General features: G+C 72.6%; 19 protein-coding genes and 1 riboswitch. Of the genes, 12 read left to right on the forward strand and 7 right to left on the reverse strand.

Going from position 1 to position 21,191, the window contains the following annotated elements:
• Window positions 1-28: 28 nt before the first annotated feature.
• Window positions 29-1,408, reverse strand: a complete 1,380-nt coding sequence (locus H7H31_RS21835) for an MFS transporter (RefSeq protein ID WP_254391219.1) — start codon at window positions 1,406-1,408, stop codon at window positions 29-31.
• A 242-nt stretch (window positions 1,409-1,650) separates the two neighbouring features.
• Between H7H31_RS21835 and H7H31_RS21840 the strand changes: the two genes are divergently transcribed.
• The 8 genes from H7H31_RS21840 (at window position 1,651) to H7H31_RS21875 (ending at window position 10,890) form a co-directional block, all read left to right on the forward strand.
• A complete protein-coding gene (locus H7H31_RS21840) occupies window positions 1,651-2,100 on the forward strand; it encodes a DUF6479 family protein (RefSeq protein ID WP_187063410.1) in 450 nt (149 codons plus the stop codon).
• A gap of 306 nt (window positions 2,101-2,406) precedes the next feature.
• Complete coding sequence (locus tag H7H31_RS21845; RefSeq protein WP_187063427.1) at window positions 2,407-3,645, forward strand: cytochrome P450 family protein; 1,239 nt, start codon at window positions 2,407-2,409, stop codon at window positions 3,643-3,645.
• Window positions 3,646-4,314: 669 nt separating this feature from the next.
• Window positions 4,315-5,418, forward strand: a complete 1,104-nt coding sequence (locus H7H31_RS34650) for a transglycosylase family protein (RefSeq protein WP_187063411.1) — start codon at window positions 4,315-4,317, stop codon at window positions 5,416-5,418.
• Window positions 5,419-5,693: 275 nt separating this feature from the next.
• A riboswitch (cyclic di-AMP (ydaO/yuaA leader) is annotated at window positions 5,694-5,859 on the forward strand.
• A 2-nt stretch (window positions 5,860-5,861) separates the two neighbouring features.
• Window positions 5,862-6,623, forward strand: a complete 762-nt coding sequence (locus H7H31_RS21855) for a LysM peptidoglycan-binding domain-containing protein (protein ID WP_187063412.1) — start codon at window positions 5,862-5,864, stop codon at window positions 6,621-6,623.
• A gap of 496 nt (window positions 6,624-7,119) precedes the next feature.
• Window positions 7,120-8,406, forward strand: a complete 1,287-nt coding sequence (gene eno / locus H7H31_RS21860) for a phosphopyruvate hydratase (protein ID WP_187063413.1) — start codon at window positions 7,120-7,122, stop codon at window positions 8,404-8,406.
• Between the two features lie 259 nt (window positions 8,407-8,665).
• Complete coding sequence (locus H7H31_RS21865; RefSeq protein ID WP_187063414.1) at window positions 8,666-9,136, forward strand: FtsB family cell division protein; 471 nt, start codon at window positions 8,666-8,668, stop codon at window positions 9,134-9,136.
• A gap of 135 nt (window positions 9,137-9,271) precedes the next feature.
• Window positions 9,272-9,874: a DUF501 domain-containing protein gene (locus H7H31_RS21870; protein ID WP_187063415.1), complete on the forward strand. Its 603-nt coding sequence runs from the start codon at window positions 9,272-9,274 to the stop codon at window positions 9,872-9,874.
• Window positions 9,871-10,890 (forward strand): Ppx/GppA phosphatase family protein, encoded by a 1,020-nt coding sequence (locus H7H31_RS21875; RefSeq protein WP_187063416.1) that lies wholly within the window; start codon window positions 9,871-9,873, stop codon window positions 10,888-10,890. Before H7H31_RS21870 ends, H7H31_RS21875 begins: the two co-directional genes overlap by 4 nt.
• A gap of 423 nt (window positions 10,891-11,313) precedes the next feature.
• Here the strand turns inward: H7H31_RS21875 and H7H31_RS21880 are convergent, their stop codons facing one another.
• On the reverse strand, window positions 11,314-11,595 hold the full coding sequence (locus H7H31_RS21880; protein ID WP_187063417.1) for a type II toxin-antitoxin system Phd/YefM family antitoxin: 282 nt from the start codon (window positions 11,593-11,595) through the stop codon (window positions 11,314-11,316).
• Window positions 11,596-11,733: 138 nt separating this feature from the next.
• On the opposite strand from H7H31_RS21880, the gene H7H31_RS21885 reads away from it, so the two are divergent.
• Both H7H31_RS21885 and gap read left to right on the forward strand, forming a co-directional pair.
• Window positions 11,734-12,690 (forward strand): GlxA family transcriptional regulator, encoded by a 957-nt coding sequence (locus H7H31_RS21885; RefSeq protein ID WP_187063418.1) that lies wholly within the window; start codon window positions 11,734-11,736, stop codon window positions 12,688-12,690.
• A 251-nt stretch (window positions 12,691-12,941) separates the two neighbouring features.
• Complete coding sequence (gap, locus tag H7H31_RS21890) at window positions 12,942-13,940, forward strand: type I glyceraldehyde-3-phosphate dehydrogenase (RefSeq protein ID WP_187063419.1); 999 nt, start codon at window positions 12,942-12,944, stop codon at window positions 13,938-13,940.
• 323 nt (window positions 13,941-14,263) lie between these two features.
• Here gap and H7H31_RS21895 read toward each other — a convergent pair whose 3' ends face one another.
• Window positions 14,264-14,524, reverse strand: a complete 261-nt coding sequence (locus tag H7H31_RS21895; protein WP_187063420.1) for a hypothetical protein — start codon at window positions 14,522-14,524, stop codon at window positions 14,264-14,266.
• 439 nt (window positions 14,525-14,963) lie between these two features.
• Between H7H31_RS21895 and H7H31_RS21900 the strand changes: the two genes are divergently transcribed.
• Window positions 14,964-15,425 (forward strand): hypothetical protein, encoded by a 462-nt coding sequence (locus H7H31_RS21900; protein ID WP_187063421.1) that lies wholly within the window; start codon window positions 14,964-14,966, stop codon window positions 15,423-15,425.
• An 81-nt stretch (window positions 15,426-15,506) separates the two neighbouring features.
• Here the strand turns inward: H7H31_RS21900 and H7H31_RS21905 are convergent, their stop codons facing one another.
• The 4 genes from H7H31_RS21905 to H7H31_RS21920 form a co-directional block, all read right to left on the reverse strand.
• A complete protein-coding gene (locus H7H31_RS21905; RefSeq protein ID WP_187063422.1) occupies window positions 15,507-15,932 on the reverse strand; it encodes a hypothetical protein in 426 nt (141 codons plus the stop codon).
• Complete coding sequence (locus H7H31_RS21910) at window positions 15,929-16,342, reverse strand: hypothetical protein (RefSeq protein WP_187063423.1); 414 nt, start codon at window positions 16,340-16,342, stop codon at window positions 15,929-15,931. Before H7H31_RS21910 ends, H7H31_RS21905 begins: the two co-directional genes overlap by 4 nt.
• A 113-nt stretch (window positions 16,343-16,455) precedes the next feature.
• Window positions 16,456-17,643, reverse strand: coding sequence for a helix-turn-helix domain-containing protein (locus H7H31_RS21915; RefSeq protein ID WP_187063424.1), 1,188 nt, complete (start codon window positions 17,641-17,643; stop codon window positions 16,456-16,458).
• Between the two features lie 231 nt (window positions 17,644-17,874).
• The gene (locus H7H31_RS21920) at window positions 17,875-19,095 is read right to left on the reverse strand and encodes a helix-turn-helix domain-containing protein (protein ID WP_187063425.1); all 1,221 of its coding nucleotides are present in this window, start codon (window positions 19,093-19,095) and stop codon (window positions 17,875-17,877) included.
• A 647-nt stretch (window positions 19,096-19,742) separates the two neighbouring features.
• Between H7H31_RS21920 and H7H31_RS21925 the strand changes: the two genes are divergently transcribed.
• The gene (locus H7H31_RS21925; protein ID WP_187062186.1) at window positions 19,743-20,726 is read left to right on the forward strand and encodes a BtrH N-terminal domain-containing protein; all 984 of its coding nucleotides are present in this window, start codon (window positions 19,743-19,745) and stop codon (window positions 20,724-20,726) included.
• The last annotated feature ends 465 nt before the right edge of the window (window positions 20,727-21,191 follow it).

Below are 21,191 nucleotides of genomic sequence, written 5' to 3' on the forward strand. Positions count from 1 at the left end.
GCCGCCCGGGCCCGCGCGGCACGGCTCGCTACGCGGCCGGCGGCGCGGGCCGGGGCGCGCGCGGGGCCGCGAGGAGCAGCGCGCCCGCCGCGAGGACCGCACCCGCCACACAGGTCGCCGGCCAGCCGCCCGTGGCCCACATGCCCGACGTGATCGCCGAGCCCGCCGCGCCGCCGGCGAAGTAGCTGCTCATGTAGGCGGAGTTGAGCCGGTTACGGGCCTCGGGGCGCACCGCGTACACCAGGTTCTGGCTGCTGATGTGGACGCCCTGCACGGCCAGGTCCAGGGTCAGCACGCCGAGCAGCAGCGCGGCCACCGCCCACGGGCCGCCGGGACCAGCGGCGAGCAGCGGGCCCCAGGACAGCAGCAACAGCAGCGCGCCGACGCGACTCACCTGGTGGGCCAGGCCGCGGTCGGCCAGCCGGCCGCTGATCGAGGCGACGAGGGAGCTGGCCGCCCCCACCAGGCCGAGGAGTCCGATCGCCGAGTCGGACCAGCGGTAGTCGGGCCCCGAGAGCAGGAAGGTCATCGCGGTCCACAGGACGCTGAACGAGCCGAACGTCAGCGCCCCGATCGCCGCCCGCCGCCGCAGCACCGGCTCCTGCCCGAGCAGCGCGGCCGTCGAGCGCAGCAGCGCCGGGTAGCGGAGCGTGGAGGTGGGCCGCAGCCTGGGCAGGTAGCGGTGGAGCAGCACCGCGAGGACCGCCATCAGGGTGGCGTTGACCCAGTAGACGGTGCGCCAGCCGCCGAGGTCGGCCAGTACGCCGGCCGCCGTGCGGGCCAGCAGGATGCCGAGCAGCAGCCCCGACATGACGGTGCCCACGGTGCGCCCGCGCTCGTGCGGCGCGGCGAGGGTGGCCGCGTACGGGACGACGACCTGGGCCGCGACCGAGGTGAAGCCGGTCAGGGCGGTGCCGACGAGGAGCAGGGCGCCGCTCGGGGCGCTGGCGGTGACGGTGAGGAAGGCGGCGGTGGCCGCGGTGAGGCCGACCGCGAGCCGCCGCCGCTCGACCAGGTCGCCGAGCGGGACCAGCAACACCAGGCCGAGCCCGTAGCCCACCTGGGCCACCGTGACCACGAGCGCGGCCAGCGAGGAGCCGAGGCCCAGGTCGCCGCCGATGGTGTCGAGGAGGGGCTGGGCGAAGTAGTTGCCCGCCACGGACAGGCCGGCCGCCACCGACATCAGCAGCAACAGGCCACGCCCGATGCCCGGCGCCTGCGCCGCCGGCTCGGCGCCGCCCGCCACGCCGTCGCCTCCCTCGGCCGCGTCCCGCACGGCGCCTCCCGTCCCGGCCGCCCGCGACCCGTTCGCGCGCGGTCCGCTCTCCCGCGACCCGGTCGCGTCCGGCGCGTCCGCGCCCGGCGCCGTCTCGCGTACGCCGTCGTCCCGCATGTTCTCCTCCGCCATCGTCGCCGCGCGCCTCCTGTCGGGTCGCTCGCGCGCCGCGCGTCGGGGCACGGCGCCCGCCCGACCCTCCCCCGGCGACCACGGGGGCGTCCAGCACTTAATTGCCCCGACCATCCATCGCGCTCGCCGACCGGTGGGCGGGGCGCCGGGGGCCGAGGGGGAGTACGGGGGCTCGCGCGGGACCTGGGCCGTTTTGTCCAGGTGGGCCGACTGAGCACGGACAAGAGGGGTACTCGTGGCTCATGAGCATCCAGAGCATGGCCCCCACCACCGGTTTCCCGACGGGTTCGGCCTCCGACGCGGTCGTCGAGCTCGCCATCAAACGTGACCACCTGGTCGGCATCGCGCCCTTCGTGGCCGGGCTCGCCGTCGTCGCCGTGCTGATCCTGGCCGTGGTCTACGGTCTCCGCCGCCGCGACCGCGAGCCGCCGCCCCCGCAGGAGCCCCAGCGCCGCTCCGGCTCGTGGGAGACCTCCGACGAACACCGCTCCGGCCACTGCCCACCCGACCACGGCCCCGGCCACCAGGAGGGTGAGGAGATCGGCTACGAGACCCAGCACCGGGTCCCGGACGAGGTGCCGAAGAGCGACGGGCGGCACCGGATGATGCCGTACGAGTTCAAGGACCACGGCAACGAGGGCACCAGGCCCGCCCGCGAGGGCGAGCACACCGGCCGGCGCCCCCGCGAGTAGCCGCCCCGCCGCACGGTCACCCCGGCACCGCGCCGGGGGCCGGCGCCGGGCGAGTAGCGTCGGAGGGTGCCCGAAGAAACCGCTCCCCGCCCGCCGGCCCCGACCTGCCCGCTGACCCAGGCCCCCGACCAGGCCGCCGCAGAGGCTCTCGACCAGACCGCCGCACAGGCCGCCGCCCACCGCCCGCCCACCGAGCCGCCGGCGCCCGAGCCGCTGCCCGGCGGGGCGGGGCGGGACGCCGCCGGGCCCTGCCCGCGAGGGCCGCACGGCCCCGGGCCGGACGGGCCCGGGGGCGGCGTGCCGCCGATGCCGCCGCTGTTCACCTGGGAGTTCGCCAGCGACCCGTACCCGGCGTACGCCTGGCTGCGCGAGCACGCCCCCGTGCGCAGGACCACGCTGCCCAGCGGCGTCGAGGCGTGGCTCGTGACGCGGTACGCCGACGCCAGGCGGGTGCTGGCCGATCCGCGACTGTCGAAGAACCCGCTGCGGCACAGCGCCGCCGCGCACGCCAAGGGACGGGTCGGCATCCCGGGGGAGCGCAGCGCCGACCTGATGACGCACCTGCTCAACATCGACCCGCCGGACCACACGCGGCTGCGCCGGCTGGTCTCCGCGGCGTTCACGCCGCGCCGGGTCGCCGAGTTCACGCCGCGCGTGCGGGAGCTGACCGACCAGTTGATCGACGCGTTCGCCGAGCGCGGCAGCGCCGACCTGATCCACGAGTTCGCCTTCCCGCTCCCCATCTACGCCATCTGCGACATGCTCGGCGTCCCGCCCGAGGACCAGGACGACTTCCGGGACTGGGCGGGCATGATGATCCGGCACGGCGGCGGCCCGCGCGGCGGCGTGGCCCGCTCGGTCAAGAAGATCCGCGCCTACCTCGCCGACCTCATCCACCGCAAGCGCGAGAACCTGGGCGACGACCTGATCTCCGGGCTCATCAGGGCCAGCGACCACGGCGAGCACCTCACCGAGAACGAGGCCGCGGCCATGTGCTTCGTCCTCCTGTTCGCCGGGTTCGAGACGACCATCAACCTCATCGGCAACGGCACCCTGGCCCTGCTGCGCAACCCCGGCGAACGGGCCAGGCTCCAGGCCGCGCTGGCGGCGGGGGACACCGCGCTCCTGGACACCGGCGTGGAGGAGCTGCTGCGGTACGACGGGCCGGTCGAGCTGGCCACCTGGCGGTTCGCCACCGCGCCGCTGACCATCGACGGGCAGCACATCGCCGAGGGCGACCCGGTCCTGGTGGTGCTCGCCGCCGCCGACCGCGACCCACGCCGCTTCCCCGACCCCGACCGGCTCGACCTCTCCCGCCGCGACAACCAGCACCTGGGCTACGGCCACGGCATCCACTACTGCGTGGGCGCCCCGCTGGCCCGGATCGAGGCCCGCACCGCGATCGGCACCCTGCTGACCCGGCTGCCCGACCTCCGGTTGGACGCCGACCCCGACGAACTGCGCTGGCGTGGCGGCCTCATCATGCGCGGCCTCCGCACCCTGCCGGTCACCTTCACCCCACACGGCGGCCCGGCCTCCTCTTAGTAGGGCGGCTTGTGAAGGAGGGCTCCTCTTAGTACGGCGGTCGGCGACGGAGGTCTCCTCTTAGTACGGCTCGCGGCCCGGCCTCCTCTTAGTACTGAGTACGGAGGCTCGCGGCGAGGGGCTTCCTCTTCACTGCGGCGGCTCGCGGTGGTCCGGCTTCCCCTGAGTGCGGCGCCCCGCGGGGGCGCGACCTCAGCGGGTCGGCCTCCAGCGGGGTGGCCCTCCAGCGGGGTGGCCTCCGGCGGGGTCGCCCTTCAGCCGGGCCGTCGTGCCCTCGCGGCCGGCTGCGTAGGGCGCGTACGGCGATGAGGGGAGGCGCCGTTGACGCGCCCGGGTGCCCGAAAGGGGCGGCGGGCGCCCCGTGCGCCGGCCGTTCGACGTGCCGGGCAGCGCGACGCCGCCCGCCGTTGCCGACTCCGCGCACCCCGCGCCCCGTTCCCGACCTCCCGCGCCCCTCGGCACGGCCGCGCGCCGGGTCCTCGACCGCCCGCCCGCGAGCGCGTGACGCCCCTGTGCTAGGGCGCGGGCAAACGCACGCCCACACCCGTCACCTGACGAACCGTCACCGGTGTGATCGTCGCGTGACCTCCGCTACATCAGCTTGTGACGGTCCCGGGCCGGCAGTATGTTCGACCGTCAAAATCTGCCGCCCACCTGAGAGGCCACCGCATGCGATCCGGCAACGGCAAACATCGCCGCCCCCGTCAGGCCCCGGCCATCGTCGTCGCCGCGGGGGTGACCGGCGCGGGAATCGCCCTCCCGCTGCTCGGCGCCACCAGCGCCGGCGCCGCCGACACGGCCACCTGGGACCGCGTTGCCGAGTGCGAGAGCGGCGGCACCTGGAGCGCCAACGACGGCAACGGGCGCTACGGCGGCCTCGGCCTGAGCCTGGACGCCTGGCAGCTCTACGGCGGCACGGACCACGCGCCCCGCCCGGACCTGGCCAGCCGCGCGCAGCAGATAGCCATCGCCCAGACGATCCTGTCCGAGCGCGGCCCCATGGCGTGGAACGACTGCGCGCAGCCGGCCGGCCTGACCGAGGACGGCGAGGTGCCGGACGTCAACCCGGGCGACCCCAGCCACGACGACCGGGGCACCGACCGAGGCGACTACGGCCACGCGCCGAGCCCCGAGCCGGACCGGACCCCGGACGCGAAGCCCTCCCCGGACGGCGCCAAGCCGACCCCGACCGACGAACGGGAGCCGGACGCCGAGCCGACGCCGGACACCAAGCCCGGCCAGGGCGAGGAGTCGAGACAGGGCGGCAGGCCCGGCCCCGACGCGTCCGCGCCGAGCGACGACGCGCAGCCCACCGAGGCGCCCCGCACCACCCCGGGCCCGAGCCGGGACGAGGAGTGGCCCGCCGATCGCGACGAGGCCGGGCGCGAGAGGCCCGACGCGTCCCGGGGCGGCGCCGAGCGGCCCGGCGCCGGTGAGAAGGCGCGTGAGGACGGCACGGGCACCGGCAAGCACCGCGGCGAGCCCGACGGCGCCCCGGGCCGCCCCGACGGCCGGGACGACGACCGGCAGCGGCCCGAGGGCCGGCACGCCGACCGCGGCGAGCGCGGGCGCGTGAGCGACCGGGCGGACCAGGAGACGCGGAGTGAGCACCGGGTCCGGTCCGGTGACACGCTGTGGACGATCGCCGAGCAGCACGAGACGCCGGGCGGTTGGCCGGCGCTCTACGAGGCCAACGAGAGCGTCATCGGGGGCGACCCCGACCTGATCCTGCCGGGCCAGAAGCTCGACCTGGAGGCGGCAGCGGACCGCTGATCGGCCGTCACTTTGGGTGCTTCACCCCGGTGTACACCGATTCGCGAAAGTGAGACATGGGTCTCGTTCGATCTCTGGCGTGTCGCGCTTTTCCGTCCTTCAGGTGCCCTGTCTGACCTGCGGTGATGTGATTTTCTTGCGGGCAAACCCCACTGGCTTTCCAGGGATGTTGGGGTTTGAGCACTCCGGGGATCTGTGATTACGGTCTTCATCGCTCGCCACCGCGAGCGCCACTGGTCGTCACGCCGAATCCTGCCGGCGGCCGGGGGGAACCGACGCGTCAAGCGCCGAAGGCAGGAGCGGGGGAACCACAGGTAAGTGCCGGACGGTCCGTGGAACGAGGGGGCTGAACGGCTTGGGGTGAAGCCGCGGGAGACCGCGGCCGGGCAACTCACAGTCCGAACCCGACAGCTCACCTCGTAGGCGTCGGTGAGGAAACCAACATGCTGATTTCCAAGGGCAAGCACCGCCGTCCGTCCAAGGCCACTCGCATCGCCACGCTCGCCGGTGTCACCGGTGCCGCCGTCGCCGTGCCGCTGATGGGGGCCACCGGCGCCAACGCCGCCACCACCGACCAGTGGGACCAGGTCGCCCAGTGCGAGTCGACCGGCAACTGGTCGATCAACACCGGCAACGGCTACTACGGCGGCCTCCAGTTCTCCGCCTCCACCTGGGCCGCGTACGGCGGCACCGCCTACGCCTCGACCGCCGACAAGGCGTCCAAGACCCAGCAGATACAGATCGCCGAGAAGGTCCTCGCCAGCCAGGGCAAGGGCGCCTGGCCGCACTGCGGCGTCAACCTGACCCAGGGCGGCTACACCGCGCCCAAGCAGCAGGCCCCCAAGCAGCAGGCGCCGCAGCAGGTCGCGCCCAAGCAGCAGCAGTCCGCCCCGCAGCAGTCCGCGCCGAAGGCCGCCCCGAAGCACGCCGGCCCGCGCGCCACGGACGAGCAGGCCCCGAGCCGCAGCTCCGAGCGGTACGTGCCCAAGCACGCCGCCCCGAAGCAGTCCGTGCCGCAGCAGAGCGCCCCGAAGACGATCAAGAAGGGCGACGGCGAGTACAAGGTCCAGGCCGGCGACACCCTCGCCAAGATCGCCGAGGCCGAGAACGTCAAGGGCGGCTGGGCGAAGCTGTACGACCTGAACGACGAGATCGTCACCGACGCCGACCTGATCTACCCGGGCCAGCAGCTCCACCTGAGCTGATCCCCGCCTCCGGCGCCCGGCCAGCTCCGCCCAGAGTCGGCCAGGCCGCCCGTCCCTCCCCGCCCGGAGGGACCGCATACCGCCCCGCCACGGTGCGCCTACCCCCGAGCGCATCGCGGCGGGGCTCCGCGTTTGCCACCCGGACGCGCCGTCCCCACGCGTCGTACTCACACGCCGCCCCCACGCGCCACGCGCCGTACCGCCGCCGTGCCGCCCCCGTGCGGACGCCATGCCGCCCCCGTACGGACGCCGTGCCGCCGCCGGCTGGACGGCGCCCGGTCGCCTGGGCCCGGTAGGCATGCCGCGGGCGCCACGCGCGGACGTCCCGGCCGGCGCTGTCCGGGGCCGCGCGACCGATTCGGTTGCGCCGTTCACCCATCGATCTGCGCTTTTGTCCCTCTTGTCGTCTCGTCCGGCGGGCGTGCGGCGAGCCGGGGTGCCGGGGCCGGTTAGGCTCGTGTCTCAGAAGCTCAGACCCACACGAAGGAGACCGCTCGTGCCGTCTATCGACGTCGTCGTAGCTCGCGAGATCCTCGACTCGCGAGGCAACCCCACGGTCGAGGTCGAGGTCGGCCTCGACGACGGCAGCACCGGCCGTGCTGCCGTGCCGTCCGGCGCCTCGACCGGCCAGTTCGAGGCCCTTGAGCTGCGGGACGGCGACAAGGCCCGCTACGGCGGCAAGGGTGTGGAGAAGGCCGTGCTCGCGGTCATCGAGCAGATCGGCCCGGAGCTGGTCGGCTACGACGCCACCGAGCAGCGCCTGATCGACCAGGCCATGTTCGACCTGGACGCCACGCCGGACAAGTCCTCGCTCGGCGCCAACGCCATCCTCGGCGTCTCGCTGGCCGTCGCGCACGCCGCCTCCGAGGCGTCCGACCTGCCGCTCTTCCGCTACCTCGGCGGCCCGAACGCGCACCAGCTCCCGGTGCCGATGATGAACATCCTGAACGGCGGCTCGCACGCCGACTCCAACGTGGACATCCAGGAGTTCATGATCGCTCCGATCGGCGCGGAGTCCTTCTCCGAGGCCCTGCGCTGGGGCGCCGAGGTCTACCACACCCTCAAGGGCGTCCTGAAGGAGCGCGGCCTGTCCACCGGCCTCGGCGACGAGGGCGGCTTCGCGCCGAACCTGGACTCCAACCGCGAGGCGCTCGACCTGATCGTCGAGGCCATCAAGAAGGCCGGCTACACCCCGGGCCAGGACATCGCGCTCGCGCTCGACGTCGCCGCGTCCGAGTTCTTCAAGGACGGCCAGTACGCGTTCGAGGGCCAGGCCCGCAGCGCCGCCGAGATGACCGCGTACTACGCCGAACTGGTCGCCGCCTACCCGCTGGTCTCCATCGAGGACCCGCTGAACGAGGAGGACTGGGACGGCTGGAAGACCCTGACCGACGAGCTGGGCGACAAGGTGCAGATCGTCGGCGACGACCTGTTCGTCACCAACCCCGAGCGCCTCGCCCGCGGCATCGACTCCGGCACCGCCAACGCCCTGCTGGTCAAGGTCAACCAGATCGGCTCGCTGACCGAGACGCTGGACGCGGTCGAGCTGGCCCAGCGCAGCGGCTTCAAGTGCATGATGTCCCACCGCTCCGGCGAGACCGAGGACGTCACCATCGCCGACCTGGCCGTCGCCACCAACTGCGGCCAGATCAAGACCGGCGCCCCGGCCCGCTCCGAGCGCGTGGCCAAGTACAACCAGCTCCTGCGCATCGAGGAGATCCTCGACGACGCGGCCGTCTACGCGGGCCGCAGCGCCTTCCCGCGCTTCCGCTTCGAGGGCTGAGCCGGGCCGCGCCGCGCCCACCGCGCGGCGAGCCCACCGCTTTTCCGTCCGTCCCCGGCCCCGGTCCCGTACCGTGGCCGGGGACGCACGTGTGTGCTGGCGGCGCGCGTTCGGCCGGTCGGCGCACGCCGACCGACCAGGCGCACCCGTCCGGACGCGCACGGCCGACACCTGTCGACGACGGTTGACCGCTGTCGTACGACCGCTGACGACCGTTCACGGACGGCATGCGGACGACCTACGGATGAAGGGGTAAGACGTGCCCGCGGACCGGTTCTCCACCGCGACCAGGCTGAGGGCGCTCGGCGGACACGCCGCGGCCCGGGTCTACCGGGCCCGCACCCGGGCCAGGCCACCCCGCCGCGGCCGGCTCACCGGCCGTGCCGCGCTCCTCGCGCTCGTCGTCTGCTCGCTCGTCGTGGCGCTCGCGTACCCGATACGGCAGTACGTGTCGCAGCGCTCCGACATCGCCGACCAGCGTCGGCAGGCCGAGCGGATCCGTGCGGACGTCGAGCGGCTGCGCGACCGCAAGGCCCGCCTTGAGGACCCCGCGTACATCGAGCGCCTGGCCCGCGAGCACCTGCACTACCTGCGCCCCGGCGAGACCGGGTACAGCATGCTGGGCCCGGGCGACGACGACGCCGAGCGCTCCGACGAGGACCGCTCCGCCGACCAGCCCTGGTACGGCAACCTGTGGGGCGAGGTCGACACGGCCGACGCCCAGCGCTGACCCACGGCGCCGGCCGCTCGCCCGTCACCTCGTCACCACCGCACCAGCCACGCCGTACCCGCCCCATCCGCCACCTCCGCCGCGCCCTTCGCACCCGGCGCGGCGGCCCGACGAACCGAAGAGAACCCTGCTCGCATGGAAACGCCCCCTCCGCAGACCGCACCCGCCGCCCCGACCGACGCGGACGTCGCCGCCGTCGGCGACCAGCTCGGCCGGGTCCCGCGCGGCCTGCGCGCGATCGCCCACCGCTGCCCGTGCGGCAACCCGGACGTCGTCGAGACCGCGCCCCGGCTGCCGGACGGCACGCCGTTCCCGACGCTGTACTACCTGACCTGCCCGCGCGCCGCCTCCGCCATCGGCACGCTGGAGGCCGAGGGCGTCATGAAGGACATGACGGCGCGGCTGGCCACCGACCCGGAACTGGCCGCCGCCTACCGCGCGGCCCACGAGGACTACCTCGCCCGCCGGGACGCCATCGAGGTCCTGGAGAACTTCCCCAGCGCCGGCGGCATGCCCGACCGCGTCAAGTGCCTGCACGTCCTCGTCGGCCACTCGCTGGCCGCCGGCCCCGGCGTGAACCCGCTGGGCGACGAGGCCATCGCGCTGCTGCCCGAGTGGTGGCGCAAGGGCCCGTGCGTCGCCCCGTGCGCCGACGGCGGCACGTGCGACTCCGCGACGCCCGCGGCCCCCGACGCCGCCGAAGCCGATGCCGAAGCCCCCGAAGGAGACCGCGAGTGAAGCGCGTCGCCGCCATCGACTGCGGCACCAACTCCATCCGGCTGCTGGTCGCCGACATCGACCCGGACACCGGCGCCCTGCACGAGCTGGACCGCCGCATGACCATCGTCCGGCTCGGCCAGGACGTGGACCGCACCGGCCGGCTGGCCCCCGAGGCGCTGGAGCGCACCTTTGCCGCCTGCCGCGAGTACGCCGAGGTCATCGGGGAGCACGGCGTCCCGGGCGGCCCGCACCCCGCCCTGCGCTTCGTCGCCACCTCCGCCTCGCGCGACGCCTCCAACCGGGAGGACTTCGTCCGCGGCGTACGCGACATCCTCGGCGTCGAACCCGAGGTCATCACCGGCGACGAGGAGGCCGCCCTCTCCTTCGCCGGCGCCACCCGCGAACTGACGGCCCACCAGGACCCGGCTGCCCAGACCCAGGCCCCGGCCTGCGGCGCTCCTTACCTCGTGGTGGACATCGGCGGCGGCTCGACCGAGTTCGTCGTCGGCGACCGGGAGGTGCGCGCCGCGCGCAGCGTGAACGTCGGCTGCGTCCGCATGACCGAACGTCACCTCGCCGACGCCACCGGCAAGGTCCCCGAACCCGGCACGCCGACCGAAGCCCAGATCGCCGCGATACGGGCCGACGTGGAGGCCGCCCTCGACACGGTCGAGCAGACGGTCCCGCTCCGCCCCGCCGACGGCGGCTACACCCTGGTCGGCCTGGCCGGCTCGGTCACCACGATCGCCGCCATCGCACTCGACCTGCCCGCGTACGACTCGGCCGCCATCCACCACGCGGTCATCCCACTCGACCGCGTCCGCGAGATCACCGACCGCCTCCTCCACTCCACCCACGCCGAACGCGCCGCCATCCCGGTCATGCACCCGGGCCGCGTGGACGTCATCGGCGCGGGCGCGCTCGTCCTGCTGGCCCTAATGGAACGCGCGGGCGCGCGCGAGGTGGTCGTGAGCGAGCACGACATTCTGGACGGGATCGCGCACAGTTGCGCCTCCCGTGATCATGGTCGTTGACCACGGTGAATGTGAGTAAAACACTCGCAAGGTGACCTGCGGAACGAGCAGCACCCCCGGCGATCCTGCCGGGGGTGCTGTCGGCGCCCGGGGGCTGCCCCCGCGTGCGCGGGGACCAGGCCCACCGCGTCAGCGAAAGCGCCCGGAAGCCGGGGCCATCCCCGCGTGCGCGGGGACCAGCGGTGCGGGTCGTGCGCAGCGTCGGCGCGGCGAGGGCCATCCCCGCGTGCGCGGGGACCAGAGCAATTGACCTGCGGCTTTAGCGCGCGGAACCCCAGTTTTCTGCAACTTCCACTGATCGCGACCTATCGCCCCATCTCGCCAAATCGCTCACGCAGGGTTTATACGAGCGAATAGGCCCTTCAGCCCACGGTGCCGCCCGAGGCCCCCACTGCGCTGCCGCAGTGAACCCGAACGCGTACCTCACGCCGCGCCCGCACCGCGCTCGCTGAACAGGTCCGCCAGTAGTTCGGCCATCGTCGCCGTCGGCCCGCCCTCGGCCAGGACCGCCTCCGCCTCATGCACCAACAACACGTCGGCCGCTTCCTCCAGTTCCTCCAGCGCTTCGAGGTCCGAGATCGGGACCAGGGCCGCCACCGATACGCCGTCGCGCGTGATGACGGTCGGAACGCCCTCCTCGGCCCGGTTGATGTAGTCCGCCAGACGCGCGCGGGCTTCCCGTACGGGCACGGTGTTCTCAACCATGAGCTCAGCGTACGGAGCCGCGCGTACACGCGGCGGGATCCGGGCGGGCTGGCCCCACCGGCCGCCGAACCGCCCGGCTCGCCCGCCCCGCGCAGCGGCAAACGTGGGACCTGACGACACCCCACGTAACCTCTCCCTGTGCCCGCACCCCGTCTCCACCGCGTCGCCGTCCTCGTGCTCGAAGGGGCGAAGCCGCTCGACGTCGGGATTCCCGCGCAGGTCTTCACGACCCGCGCGAGCATGCCGTACGAGGTGCGGGTGTGCGGGGCGGCGCCCGGCCGGGTGACCGGCGGCGACGGCCTCGCGTACGACGTTGCCCACGGCCTCGACGCGCTCGCCTGGGCCGACATCGTCTTCGTCCCCGGTTACCGGTTTCCGGACCGCGACGACCCGCCGCCAGCCGTGGTCGAGGCGTTGGTCGACGCCCACGGCCGGGGCGCGCGGCTGGCTGCCATCTCGACGGGCGCCTTCGCGCTGGCCGCCACGGGCCTGCTCGACGGCCGGCGCGCCACCACGCACTGGCACTACACGCGCGCCCTCATGGCCAGGTATCCGCAGGTCAAGGTGGACGAGAACGTGCTGTTCGTGGACGAGGGCAGCGTGCTCACCTCGGCCGGCGCGGCCTCCGGCATCGACCTGTGCCTGCACATCCTGCGCGGTGACCTCGGCGTGGCCGCGTCCAACCACGCGGCCCGCCGCCTGGTCGCGGCCCCCTACCGCAGCGGCGGCCAGGCCCAGTACGTACCGCGCAGCGTGCCCGAGCCGCGCGGCGAACGGTTCGCCGCCACCCGCGAGTGGGCGCTGTACCGGCTCGGCGAGCCGCTGACCCTCGACGTACTGGCGCGGCAGGCGGGGGTCTCGCCGCGCACGTTCTCCCGGCGCTTCGTCGAGGAGACCGGCTACACGCCGATGCAGTGGGTGATGCGCGCCCGCGTCGACCTGGCCCGCGAACTGCTGGAGCGCTCGCAACGCAGCGTCGAGCAGATCGCCGCCGACACCGGACTCGGCACCGGCGCCAACCTGCGCCTACACTTCCAGCGCATCCTCGGCACCACGCCGAGCGAGTACCGACGCACCTTCACCCGGGGCGAGTAGCCCGCCCGGTACGCACGGTCCGTTCGGTACGTCGCGGCCCGTCCGGTACGTCGCGGCCAGCCCCCGTACGGCGCGGTCTGCCCCGTACGGCCTGGTCCGCGTGGTCCGCGCGGTGTGGCGCGGCCTGTCCCGGCGGGGTGGCGCGATCCTTGTGAACCATGGCGATCCCGCCACTGTCAGTGGCGCTCGCCGCGCGCGAGGCTGGTGGGGAAGGAAATGAGCCCGGGTGTGAAAGGGAAGGGACGTCACTCATGACTCGCATCGCCATCAACGGATTCGGCCGCATCGGGCGCAACGTGCTGCGCGCACTGCTGGAGCGTGACAGCGCCCTGGAGGTCGTGGCCATCAACGACCTGACGGAGCCCACCGCCCTCGCCCGGCTGCTCGCCTTCGACAGCACCTCCGGCCGCCTCGGCCGCCCGGTGACCGTCGACGGGGACGTCCTCGTCGTGGACGGCCACCGGATCAAGGTGCTTGCCGAGCGCGAGCCGGAGCGGTTGCCGTGGGCCGAACTCGACGTCGACCTCGTCCTGGAGGCCACCGGCCGCTTCACCGCGGCCAAGGCCGCGCGGGCCCACCTGGACGCGGGCGCGCGCAAGGTGCTGGTCAGCGCGCCGTCCGACGGCGCTGACATCACGCTGGCGTACGGCGTCAACACCGACGCGTACGACCCGGCCGCGCACACGATCGTCTCCAACGCCTCCTGCACCACGAACGCCCTCGCGCCGCTGGCCGCGGTCCTGGACGAACTCGCGGGCATCGAGCACGGTTTCATGACGACGGTGCACGCCTACACGCAGGAGCAGAACCTCCAGGACGGCCCGCACCGCGACCCCCGCCGCGCCCGCGCCGCCGGCGTCAACATCGTCCCGACCACGACCGGCGCCGCCAAGGCCATCGGCCTGGTCCTGCCGCAGCTCGACGGCAAGCTGTCGGGCGACTCGATCCGCGTCCCGGTACCGGTCGGCTCGATCGTCGAACTCAACACGACCGTCGCCCGCGACGTGTCCCGCGACGACATCCTGGCGGCCTACCGCAAGGCGGCCGAAGGCCCCCTCGCCGGCGTCCTGGAGTACTCGGAAGACCCCCTGGTCTCCTCCGACATCACGGGCAACCCCGCCTCGTCCATCTTCGACTCGGCCCTCACCCGGGTGGACGGCCGCCACGTGAAGGTGGTCGCCTGGTACGACAACGAGTGGGGCTTCTCGAACCGCGTGATCGACACGCTGGAGCTGCTGGCGGCTGGCTGACGGACCCTGCCGCCGTCGCCGGCGAGTGAGTCGGTTTCGGCAACGTTCGTGAGCGCTCTGGTTGGCCATACGGGCCGGCCGGGGCGCTCGGTCGTGGGTGGGGTGCGGTGCCGGCAGGACGAGGCGGCCGCTTCTAGTGCTCGGGTAGCGGACGCGCGCCCCGCCGGCGCGGGGTCCACCGCCGCGGCGGGTGCGGCCCGGGGATGCTGGGGCCGTCCCCGCACGCGCGGGGGTAGCGGGCCGGGATCCATCGGCGCGGACGTCACCAAGCCACCGCGCTCGCCACGGCTACGGTCACCGTCACGGCCGCTGCCGCCGCTGGCTCAGGCGAAGGGGTCGCCCGCCACCCCGCTGAGGCGAACCAGTCCGGGCCTGCCTTCGTCGGTGACGCGCACGTACAGGGTGTGACTGGAGCCCGTCTCCCGCGCCTTGGCGCGGGCCCAGGCCATGACCTCCTCGACATCGGCGCCCGTCACCTCGTATGTGTCGGCCGCCATCGTTGACCTGTCCCAGAAACACGCCCGATAAGTGGCGTCGTCTTGCTCCCAGGTCGTGTCGCGCGGGTCCACTTCTCGTACGTGCATGGGGTGATCGTAACGGGCAGGTCCGGCCGGCAACCGGCCCGTCGACGGGGCGACAGTGCCCCGGGGACGCCCCTGACCATGACGCCTCCGAAGCAACTCGACCCAGCTTCTCCGCTACCTCCTCGACATCGTGCCCGAACGACTCAACACCGCTATTCAATTCACCAGTTGACCGGCCGCCGCATCGCGAAGGAAAGCGCGTCCGTTCATTGACGCGTAGCCCCGGCCCATCGCGATCCGATAGTTCCTGAACGGCCATGGTGCGGTAACTCGCGCGATGTTCCGCGTGCCGGTACGCCGCGTACCCGCTATGGCGTATGAGGTACACCAGGAACCGGAAGGTCGTTGATCGTTTGTCGTGTCCGGGCTAATATCCGTATCGAACACGAAAGCGGAGCCGTGACCTGGCTTTCCGTTATGCGCAACAGGGGGAGCAAAGATGCGTAATTCGCTGAGGGCAGTCGTCGTTTCAGCAACCAGTATCGTCATGCTCGGCGGCCTGAGTGCCGGTCCCGTGGTGGCCGACGGCCAGCAAGCCGCCGCAGCGCGGAAGTTCGTTTGCAAGGCGTCGGCTGACCGGCCGCACTGGTCCAAGGGGGCCAAGAGCGTTATCTACAAGACCCGCGTCGAGTGCGCGGGCAGCGAGCCGACCATCAAGGTCCGTTGCAAGGGGCAGTTGATCTACGCTGCCGGCGGTTCTCCTTCGACGGCCGCGTCGTCGGACGAGACTCAATCGGTCAAGACGGACGGCTCGAAGACGACCTTCTACACACCCGAGGCGGGTGGAAAGAAGGTGAAGTGGTCGGGCAAATTCCAGGGCTCGACCCACTGCACCAGCCCGGGTACCACCGTCGAAATCGGTGACGCCACGACGCCCGTCGTTCCGGTAAAGGTCCCGTAGCGCGGCACGGGTGCGCGCGCGGTTCAAACGGAGCCAGGCTCATCTCCACGTAGCGGTATCGGCGTCGGTGGGTCATGGCGGCTACCGACTTCGGTGGGGGCCGTGGGCGGCGTGGACAGCGGGGGTGAGGGCGGCGGCCAGGTAGGCGGGTTCGGTGAGGTAGCGGCCGGACCAGTTGTGCGGGACGTACCAGTGCAGTCCCGGGCCCGTACGGCGGTGCGTGGGTGGGATGCCGACGTAGTGCGTGCCGGGCCTGGCCGGGAGCACGGCTACGTGGGGGTGCAGGCGTTGCCAGTGGATGAAGTCGTGTGCCTCGCCCGGTGGCAGGAGCCAGTACGTGGAGCAGGTGTACGGGTCCATGATGGCCGCGCTCTCGTGCGGGCCGTTGAGGATGGGGAAGGCCCAGCGGGCGGTGGCGGCGTCGGCGCGTACGGCGTCCCAGTCCCGGCCGGCGGGCAGCAGCGAGACGGTGTCGCTGGGTGGCGGGCACCAGTCGGGGTGGGTCACGGCCGAACTCCCGGGCGCAGTACGGCGATGGCCTCAACCAGTCGACCGGCGTCGGTCAGGAGGCGGTCCGGGTTCGGGGGGATGCGCCACCAGACCAGGCGGGCGCGGGCCATGCCCGGCACGAACAGGTACGACCCGTCATCACCGGCCAGCGTGATCTCCTCGTGGTCGCCGAGGTGTTGCACGGCCGGGGCCGTCGGCTCGATCAGCCACACCAGCCGCGCCGGAACGTCCTCCTCGATGACCGCCCCACTCGCCTCCCCGAGCCCCGCCAACACCCGATTGCCCAGGTAGCACGGCAGCGACAGCGCGTGCCAACCCAGTTCACCCACCCGCGTCCACCGCACCCCACCCCCAGGCGGCACCCAGTCATAGGGCGAGGGAGAGGTGTACTCGGCTCCGATGGGCATGGCGCAGCCTCCGGCGTCATCAGGGGTGATCGCTTGATGACTGACCGTAAGAGGGTTGTGCGTGCCTATGCCATGACATCTTGAGCGGGGCATCGCTCTAAGTGACAAGTCGTTTACAGGGGTAGCCCCACGGCGTCGGCGAGGCGTCGCATCTCGGGCGTCAGTGTGCGGCGCCGCTTGACCACGTCGCCGAGGATGTCCTTGGCGTACCGCTGCTGGGCCAACCACTCCGGAACCCGAGCGTGCACCTCTGACAGAGCCTTCACGGCCTGGGCATGGTGTCGCATGCGGACGTGCGCTGCTGCCACGTCGAGCTGATGCCGGTTGAAGCCGTTCTGCACTCGGCCCGCGTCACTCGTGTGTGCCTCGGTGCCTCCCGCGATCTCCAGCACCTTGTCGGGGCGGTCCACGATCATGTGCTGCTCCGCGCGTTTGTAGGCGACCGTCAGTGGCCCCCACGCGCCCATGCGGCGCCTGACTGGCAGCTCGTGGCCGGTCATCACCGCAGCCGCTTGCGCGAACCTCAACGCGTCGGCGGCCTCGCCCGGTCGGTTGTCGCGAGCGCAGGCCGATGCCAGGTGGAGGAGCAATCCGCCCCACGCTGCCAGGTCCCCCGCCGTGGCCCGACTCACCCTCGGCTCGACATCGTCCGCCCACCGCGTCGCGAGCGTGCGAGCCTGTGTCAACCTGCCTTGCCTGATCGCCAGCCAGCACATGGTTCCGGCGACGGAGGCACTTCGATGCCGCCCTTGGGCGGCGTCCAGGGCTCGCCGAAGCGCCGTCTCGGCAGCGTCGTACTGCCGGGTCTGCGTAAGAAGGGAGCCGGCGAGATGGAGTACGTAGGCGTACGCCTCGCGTCCCTCGTCTCCCAGTGCCTCCGCGTCGCGCAGCGCGGGCGGAAGCAATGTGGCGGCTGTGGCGAGCTGGTTGGTGGCCCAGGCCGCCCCCACGGCATCCGCCGCCGCTTGGACCCCTTCCAGGGTGGGTGCTTCGGTGGTGGTGTCCGTCGGCGGACGCTCCACGGCGTGCCGGACCGGGGCCCACGCCTCGGCGTCCGGTGACGCGTCGGGGTCGGCGCCTTCGGGGGATTCGTGGCGGTCGAGGAGGTGTGTCGTCGGGACGCGAAGGGCGGTGGCTAGCTTGTGAGCGGTCTCCAGGCGTGTGTGGTCGACCTGTCCCTGCTCCAGCTTTCTGATGAGGGAGATTGATACACCGCTGGCCTCGGACAGCCCCTTCTGGGAGAGGCCGCGCCGCTTGCGGATGTCGCAGAGAGTCGCGCCCATGCTGATGCTCTCGGACATATAACACTCCGTTCAGGCTCGTCACGAGAACGGTACCTCCGCTCCAAGCTGTCGGACCATGACCGCTGGTCGCAAGATGTGCCTGTGGTACGGGAGTTAAGACGGAGTGCGTCGACAGGGCGGTCAGTCCTGGGATCGGCTAACCCGCACGCGCGGGGATCAGAGCGATGGACCTGCGGGTCTATGACGCGTCACCCCCGTCTTAAGCCCTGACCTGCGGCGCCCGCGTCGCTACTCGCCACTCCACTCGGCGAACTGGCGCAGCGGGTCGGCGGCACGTTGCCGGGCCCGTAGGAGCGTGCCGACGGTCTGGTGCACGTCCGGGTGGTAACGGGTCAACTGGGGGGCCGCTTGGCGGGCTTGGAGTAGCGAGTTCAGAGCCGCGTCGAGGCGTGCGGTCCATGCCTCCGCGGCAGCCTTACGAATCAGGAAGCCCGCGGCCCTGGTCGGCTGGTACGTCGCAGGGAGGCGCACCTCCGAGGCGACCCGCACAGCCGTCTCGTGATCGTCCTGGAGGAGGGCGACGTCCAACCTTCCCAGCGAGACGTTGAGTTCCCCGAAGGCCAGGGCGTAGCGGGTGCCGGGCGGGTCCTGCGCCGCGTCGGCCCGCTCGCCGGCCGCCACGACTTCGGCCGCCTGCTCCAACCAGTCGCTCGCCGCGGACTTCTGCTGCTGCACGGCCGACAGGGCCGAGGCGCGCAACAGCAGCGTGCCGCGTACCGCTGAGGTCTGCGGGTCGCCGTCCTCTTCGAGGTCGCGCAGTGCTTGCTTCACCAGGGCCACGCCGCGGTCGGGGCGCGACGTCTCCGCATGCGTGATCACGGCGCGTTCGTACCGCTCGACGGCCACCTGTCGCGGGTCGCCCGAATGCGGAGCGGCGGCGGCCATGCGGGCGAGGGCGAGCCGGGCCAGGTCCATGTAGCCGAGTCGGTACGCCAGGATGGCCGTGGTCCGCGCCACCTCCGCTTGCAGGTAGTGCGCGCGCTCCCGTGCCGCGCCGGGCGCGGTGTGGGTCTGCACGGCGAGTGTGGTCGCCGCGATGGCCTCGGGAAGCCCCTCGGCGACCTGGGCGAACTCGCCCTTCGCGCGCAACCGGGAGAGCGCCGAGACCCGTCCGGCCACCGCGTCGAGGGAGTCCTGCGGCATGTCGTCGTCCGGCGGGATGTCCCATGCGTCGAGCGCGCTGCTGATCGGGGCGAGCAGCCGATCGAGCTGGTCCTTCTGGAGCATGTGAACGTACGGCTGCCCGTGCAACACGGAGAGGGTTACCCCGAGGGCCCGTGCGACGGCTGCCAGAACGGAGGGGCTGGGTGGCTGTTCTCCGTTTTCCACGCGGGAGAGTTGACTCGTCGAGACGTGCGAACGCTGGCTGAGTTGGGCCAACGTGTAGTCGCGGATGAGCCGGATTTCGCGGATGCGGGTACCTGCGTGCTTGTCCTGGACGTCGGGCATGCTGACTCCCCATTGCGTACTGACACTGGCAATGTACGCCGGCTGGAGGCCCAGTTGTACGGCTTCGCGAGGTCGTTCCCGCCACCGGCGCCCTCGGGGCGCCAACCCCGCATACGCGGGGACCAGGTCGTCGACATGCACGCCGTCTGCCCCGGCCCTGGGCCATCCCCGCGCGCGCGGGGACCAGGCCAGTTCAGTCACCGTCTGCCGCGAGAACGAGGGGCCATCCCCGCGCGCGCGGGGACCAGAGCAATTGACCTGCGGCGTTATCCGGCGGCACCCCGGGTTTCTGCACCTTCCGCGAACTCCGACTTACCGCCCAAGCCTGACATGCAACCCACACCACCCTCGCCGCATCCCACCGCGCTGAGCCTACCGACGAGCCGTTCCACATCCGGACACCCGCGACCAGGCCGCCCCACAACCCAGCCGCCGCACAAAGCCTTCCCCGCGATCAGACCACCCCACAGCGCCACCCAGGCGCCCCCACACAACCCACCGGCCCCACAGCCCGGTCAACAGCCACCCATCCCCACCCACATCCCGACTACCCCGTGCCCGAAGCCGCCGCCCCGCCCCACGTCCCCACTCACTCCCCGGACAGCCACCCACAGGCAGCCGCCTCCCAACCCGGAAGAATGCGCCGCATGACCATTGTGGAAGGCGTCGACGCCCGAGGCATGCAGCACTGCGAGACCACGGCGCTGGGCGTACTGCTCCGGCATGAAGGGCTTGAGTTGTCGGAGCCCATGTTGTTCGGGCTCGGGTCCGGGTTGGGCTTCGTCTACTGGGACAGCAAGGCCATGGACTTTCCGTTTCTCGGGGGTCGGGTCAAGCCGTTCGAGCTGACCCGGAATCTGGCTGCCGCGCTCGGGCTTGAGTTGGTGGTGGGGGAGACCACCTCGCCGCGTAAGGCGTGGCAGAACGTGGCGGCGTCCATCGACGCCGGCCGGCCCGTCGGCCTCCAGCTCGACAGCTACCACCTGGACTACTTCCGTACCAAGGTGCACTTCGCCGGGCACGTCGTCGCCATGTACGGCTACGACGCACAGGACGCCTACCTGGTGGACACCGCCCCGCAGGGCGGAGCCGTCTCGACCAGTCTGGCCGGGCTCGCCAGGGCCAGGGCCGAGCGTGGGCCCATGGCCGCCAGGCACCGGTCCTTCACCCTCACGGCGCCCCGCGACCTCGCCCCACCACAGGACCGGATCGTGCCCGCGATCAGGGCCTGTGCGCACGCCTTCCTGAACCCGCCGATCGCGAACCTGGGCTACCGGGGCATCGAGAAGGCCGCCAAGCAGGTGCCGAAGTGGCTCCAGCGCGGCAGCCACCCGCACGAGGATCTGGCGCGGGCCGCCCTGCTCATGGAGAAGGCGGGCACCGGCGGCGCCCTGTTCCGCAATCTCTACCGGGACTTCCTCGCCGAGTGCGCCCAGTACGTCGACAGCGGCCACCTGCGTACCGGACACGGCCTGTACGCCGAGGCCGCCGCCCTCTGGACCCGGGTGGCCGCCCTCATCGCGACAGCGGGCGAGTCGGGCGACGAGCGGAGCCTCGTGGAGGCGGGCTCCCTCCTCCGCGAACTGTCACGCGTGGAGCGGGACGCGATGCGGGCGCTCAGCGCGTTCTAGGGAGTTCGGCATGGGGAGGGTCCGCGCGAGTCCCCACTCCGCGAGGCCCCGAGGGCCCGCACACGGGGAATCGCGTAACCCCGCCCGCGCGGTCCGCCGCCCCGCCCGCCGGCCGGCCCGCGTTCGCGGCCCCGCAGCCGCCGTCTCGCCCGCCAGGGGCGGGCCTCCACCCCGGCGGACCCGCAGGCCCCACAACACCCCCACCCGGGGCCGAAACCGGGGCGTTTGGCGCTCTCCGGGCGCCCTCGAAACCGCGCCCGCGAGAAAGTTCGTGAAATCCTTCACATGAAAAAAGTCCCGGTGAGGGCCCTGAAGGCGCCCTGGGGGCCGGTTCGTGGCGGTGGGCCCGCCCGATGTCGGACCACGCCCTGTTTCGGCCGAGTTAAACGCGAGATACAGATCGTCCGCGGGGGGCGCTTATTTACTGCGGAGTAGCCCGACAGGCCCTGATCAGCGGGGGTGGGT

Origin of the sequence: Streptomyces buecherae (assembly GCF_014295035.1) — a bacterium.
In the GTDB taxonomy this organism is placed as follows: Bacteria; Actinomycetota; Actinomycetes; order Streptomycetales; family Streptomycetaceae; genus Streptomyces; species Streptomyces youssoufiensis.